Source organism: Streptomyces sp. C (genome assembly GCF_000158895.1).
In the GTDB taxonomy this organism is placed as follows: domain Bacteria; phylum Actinomycetota; class Actinomycetes; order Streptomycetales; family Streptomycetaceae; genus Streptomyces; species Streptomyces racemochromogenes.
The window spans coordinates 7,237,095-7,241,681 of record NZ_GG657750.1 but is presented as its reverse complement, the minus strand read 5'-3'; the positions used below and the strand labels follow the sequence as shown (position 1 = coordinate 7,241,681).

General features: G+C 74.5%; 3 protein-coding genes and 1 pseudogene. 3 read left to right on the top strand and 1 reads right to left on the bottom strand.

The genetic code is table 11. The features are described from left to right. The coding region (locus SSNG_RS32210; protein ID WP_128637268.1) for a VanW family protein at positions 1 to 1,417 on the top strand (1,417 nt) is incomplete at its 5' end. A gap of 131 nt (positions 1,418 to 1,548) precedes the next feature. Here the strand turns inward: SSNG_RS32210 and SSNG_RS44330 are convergent. Then, entirely contained in the window at positions 1,549 to 1,722 is a 174-nt protein-coding gene (locus tag SSNG_RS44330; RefSeq protein ID WP_241695290.1) for a hypothetical protein, read from the bottom strand. On the opposite strand from SSNG_RS44330, the pseudogene SSNG_RS32205 reads away from it, so the two are divergent. Beyond that, positions 1,639 to 4,216 (top strand): annotated as a pseudogene (locus SSNG_RS32205) (SpoIIE family protein phosphatase). The gene SSNG_RS44330 and the pseudogene SSNG_RS32205 sit on opposite strands and share 84 nt — an antisense overlap. Positions 4,217 to 4,334: 118 nt before the next feature. Next, positions 4,335 to 4,553, top strand: coding sequence for a hypothetical protein (locus SSNG_RS40510; protein ID WP_241695173.1), 219 nt, complete (start codon positions 4,335 to 4,337; stop codon positions 4,551 to 4,553). Positions 4,554 to 4,587: the final 34 nt, after the last annotated feature.

The following is a 4,587-nucleotide window of genomic DNA, read 5'->3' as shown; positions in this document are numbered from 1 at the left end:
GCAGGCGGCCCGGGCCGGCGTCGACCGGCTGGTGGCGGACACCACCCAGGCGGTCCGCGACGGGTCCATCGCCTTCGAAGCCGGCGAGCCCCAGGTCGTCCCCGCGCGCACCGGCGTCACCCTGGTCCGCGACCAGGCCCTGGGCACCCTCCGGGACGCCTACCTCCGCCCGGCCGGCACCCCCGTCGCCCTGCCCGTCACCCGCACCGAACCGCGCGTGGGCGCGGACGAGACCGGGCGGGCCCTGCGCGAGTTCGCCGCACCCGCCGTGTCCGGGCCGGTCACCCTCAGCGTCGCCGGTACGCGGATACCCGTGAGCCCCGCCGTCCTGGGCGAGCACCTGGAGATGAGCCCCGACGCGGGCGGCCGCCTGGTGCCCGCCCTGGACTCCGACGCCCTGCTCGCCGACCCCGCGGTGGCCGGCCCCGTCGCCGAGGCCGCCGGGCAGCCGCGCGACGCCGCGCTCGACGTGGACGCGGCCGGACGCGTGGTGGTCGCGCAGAGCAGCCGCGCCGGGCAGGAGGTCACCGGGGAGGCCCTCGGCCGGGCCGTACTGCCCGCGCTGACCCGCTCGGGCGCCGACCGGAGCGCCGAGGTGGCCACCAAGGCCGTCGAGCCGGAGCTCACCGACGCCGAGGTGCGGCGCCTCGGCATCAAGGAGCAGATGTCCTCCTTCACCGTGCAGTTCCCGGCCGCCCCGTACCGGACCACCAACATCGGGCGCGCCGTGGAGCTGATCAACGGCTCCGTGGTCATGCCCGGCAAGGAGTGGAGCTTCAACCGCACGGTCGGCGAGCGCACCAAGGAGAACGGCTTCGTCGACGGGATCATGATCAACGACGGCCGCTACGTGAAGTCGCCCGGCGGCGGCGTCTCCGCGGTCGCCACCACGATGTACAACGCCATGTTCTTCGCGGGCCTCAAGCCCCTGGAGCACGGCGCGCACTCCTTCTACATCGAGCGCTACCCCGAGGGCCGGGAGGCCACCGTCGCCTGGGGCAGCCTCGACCTGCGCTGGCTCAACGACTCCGGGCACCCGGTGTACGTGAAGGCCACCTCGACGGACACCTCCCTGACGATCACCCTGCTCGGCACGAAGAAGTACGACGAGGTCCGCGCGACCAAGGGCCCCCGGACCAACGTCGTTCCGCCGGCCAAGATCAACGCCGCCGGGCCGAAGTGCGAGGTGCAGACGCCCCTGGAGGGCTTCGACGTGACCGTCGGCCGGGTGTTCGTCACGAACGGCCAGGAGGTCAAGCGCGAGGAGTACAAGACGCACTACACCCCGCGCGACGAGGTCACCTGCGAGCCGGAGGCCGCGCCCGGCACGGCGCCCGGCGCCGGCACCACGCCGGGCACCACGCCGGCGGGCATCCCCTCGACCGCCGCCCAGGCGGCCGCCGCACAGGGCCGGTAGGGGGAAACCGCCCCCACCCGAGGCGACCGGCGGCGCGCGCGGCGCGCTCCGCCGGGCGCCGGAGGGGCCCCAGGTGCTACAACTGGGGACGTGACCCTTCCTCGCCAGCCGTACCGGGCAATTCGGTGCGGTCACCCCTGAGCAAGGGATTCAAGAGCGTCGCCGGACAGGTGTTCGTCCTTCAGGTGGCGATCGTGGTGTTGCTCGCCGCCGGTGCCCTCCTGGCGCTGCTCCTGCAGTCCCGCCACGACGTCGACCGTGAGGCGCGCAACCGGTCGGTCGCCGTCGCGGAGACCTTCGCGCACTCCCCGGACCTCCAGGAGGCGCTGCGGACACCGGACCCCTCCGCCACCCTGCAGCCCCTCGCCGAGGTCACCCGCAAGGCCGCCGGGGTCGACTTCATCGTCGTCATGGACACCATCTTTTATTTGCTACAGCCATCCCCAGCCGGACCGCATCGGCAAGCGCTTCGTGGGGAACATCGAGCCCTCCCTCGCCGGCCGGGTCCACACCGAGAGCGTGCAGGGCCCCCTCGGCAAGGAGATCCAGGCGGTGGTGCCCGTCACCGCGCCGGACGGCCGGGTGGTCGCGCTGGTGTCCGCGGGCCTGACCGTGGAGAACGTCAGCGGCGCCTTCGACCGCCAGCTCCCGGTGATCCTGCTGGCCATGGCCACCGGCCTGGCCCTGGCCACCGCCGGCACCGCCCTGACCAGCCGCCGGCTGCGCCGGCAGACGCACGGGCTGGGCCCCCAGGAGATGACCCGGATGTACGAGCACCACGACGCGGTGCTCCACTCCGTCCGCGAAGGGGTGGTGATCACGGACGGGGACGGGCGGCTGGTCCTGGCGAACGACGAGGCCAAGCGGCTGCTCGGGCTGCCCGAGGAGGCCGAGGGCCGCCGCATCGACGAGGTGCCCGGCCTGGACAGCCGGATGGCCGACCTGCTGCGGTCGGGCCGGGTGGCCACGGACGAGGTGCTGGAGGCCGGGGACCGGCTGCTCGTCGTCAACCAGCGGCCCACCCATCCGCGCGGCCGGCCTGAGGGCGCGGCCGTCACCATCCGCGACTCCACCGACATGCAGGTCCTCACCGGCCGCGCCGAGGCCGCCCGCAAGCGCCTGCGGCTGCTGTACGACGCCACCGGCGACATCGGGACCACCCTGGACGTCGAGCGGACCGCCCAGGAGCTCGCCGACGTGGCCGTGCCCCGGTTCGCGGACTACGTCACCGTGGACCTGGCCGGCCCGGTGCTCGACGGCGAGGAGCCGGGCCCCGGCTCCGACATGCGGCGCACCGCGGTCAGCGGCATCCGGCCCGACCACCCGCTGTACCCGCTCGGGCGGCTGATCGAGTTCAAGCCCACCACCCCGCAGGCGCGCGGCTACGACACGGGGAGGACGGAGCTGGTGCCCGACCTGACCGACGCGCCGGGGTGGCGCGTGCAGGACCCGCGCCGGGCCAAGGCCATCATCGAGTACGGGATCCACTCCCTGATCGCGGCGCCGCTCAAGGCCAGGGGCGTGGTCCTCGGCGTGGTCAACTTCTGGCGGGCCCGCAAGCCCGAGCCCTTCGACGAGGACGACGTGTCGCTGGCCGAGGAGCTCGTCGCCCGGGCCGCCGTGGCCATGGACAACGCCCGCCGCTACACCCGTGAGCACACCCTGGCGGTCACCCTCCAGCGCAGCCTGCTGCCGCGCGGCCTGCCCGAGCAGAGCGCCGTGGACGCGGCGCACTGCTACCTGCCCGCGCAGTCGGGGGTGGGCGGGGACTGGTTCGACGTGATCCCGCTGCCGGGCGGCCGGGTCGCCCTGGTCGTCGGGGACGTGGTCGGGCACGGGCTGCACGCCGCGGCCACGATGGGGCGGCTGCGTACGGCGGTGCACAACTTCACCTCCCTCGACCTGCCGCCGGACGAGCTCCTGGCCCGGCTCGACGACCTCGTGCAGCGCATCGACGAGGACGACACCGACGGGGCCGGCGGGATGCTCGGCGCCACCTGCCTGTACGCCGTGTACGACCCGGTGTCCCGGGCCTGCACCCTGTCCCGGGCCGGGCACCTGCCGCCGCTGGTGGTCGCCCCGGACGGCAGCACGGAGATCGTCGACCTGCCGGCCGGGCCCCCGCTCGGGCTGGGCGGCATGCCGTTCGAGACGATCGAGCTGCGCCTGGCGGAGGGCAGCCAGCTGGTGCTGTACACGGACGGGCTGGTGGAGCAGCGGACCCGGGACATCGAGGAGGGGCTGGAACTGCTGCGGGATGCGCTGAGCCACCCGGACCGGGACCCGCAGGAGAGCTGTCTCGCGGTCCTCGACGCCATGCTGCCGGCCCGGCCGACCGACGACGTGGCCCTGCTGATCGCCCGGACCCGGACCCTCGGGCCCGACCGGGTCGCGCAGTGGGACGTACCGCCGAGGGCCAGCGGGGTCGGCGTCGTGCGGAACCTGGCGTCCGCCAAGCTGGAGGAGTGGGGGATGGAGGAGCTCGCCTTCACCACGGAGCTCATCCTCAGCGAGCTGATCACCAACGCCCTGCGGCACGGCGTGCCTCCTGTGCGGGTCCGGCTGCTCCACGACCACGCGCTGACCTGCGAGGTGTGGGACGGCAGCAGCACCGCCCCGCACCTGCGGTACGCGGCGACCACGGACGAGGGCGGCCGCGGGCTGTTCCTCGTGGCACAGCTGAGCGAGCACTGGGGCACCCGGTACACCCCGGACGGCAAGGTCATCTGGTCGGAGCAGACCCTCCAGGGCCCCTCGAACGGCGTACCCCTGGAGGTCTTCGGGGACCTCGAACCGTAGCGTGGGCGGGGTGCGCCCCCCGCGCCCCGTTTCCGCCTCCCTGACCGCGGTCGCCGTGCTGTGCGCGAGCGCGGCGCCCGGTTGCGCGCCCTCCGGGAGGGAGGGGCCCCGTCGGCCGGTGCCGGCCGCCACGGCGGCGCTCGTGGCGGAGGTGTCGGCCGTACCGGCGGGGAAGCTGGGGGCGAGCATGCGGCCCGGGTGCCCGGTGCCGGCCGAGCGGCTGCGGCTGATCCGGATGAACCACTGGGGCTTCGACGGGAAGGTCCACCGGGGCGAGCTGGTCGTCCACCAGGACGCGGTCGAGGAAAATGCTGTACGTCTTCGGCCGGGCCCTTGAGGCCCGCTTCCCGATCCGGCGGATGCGGGTGGCG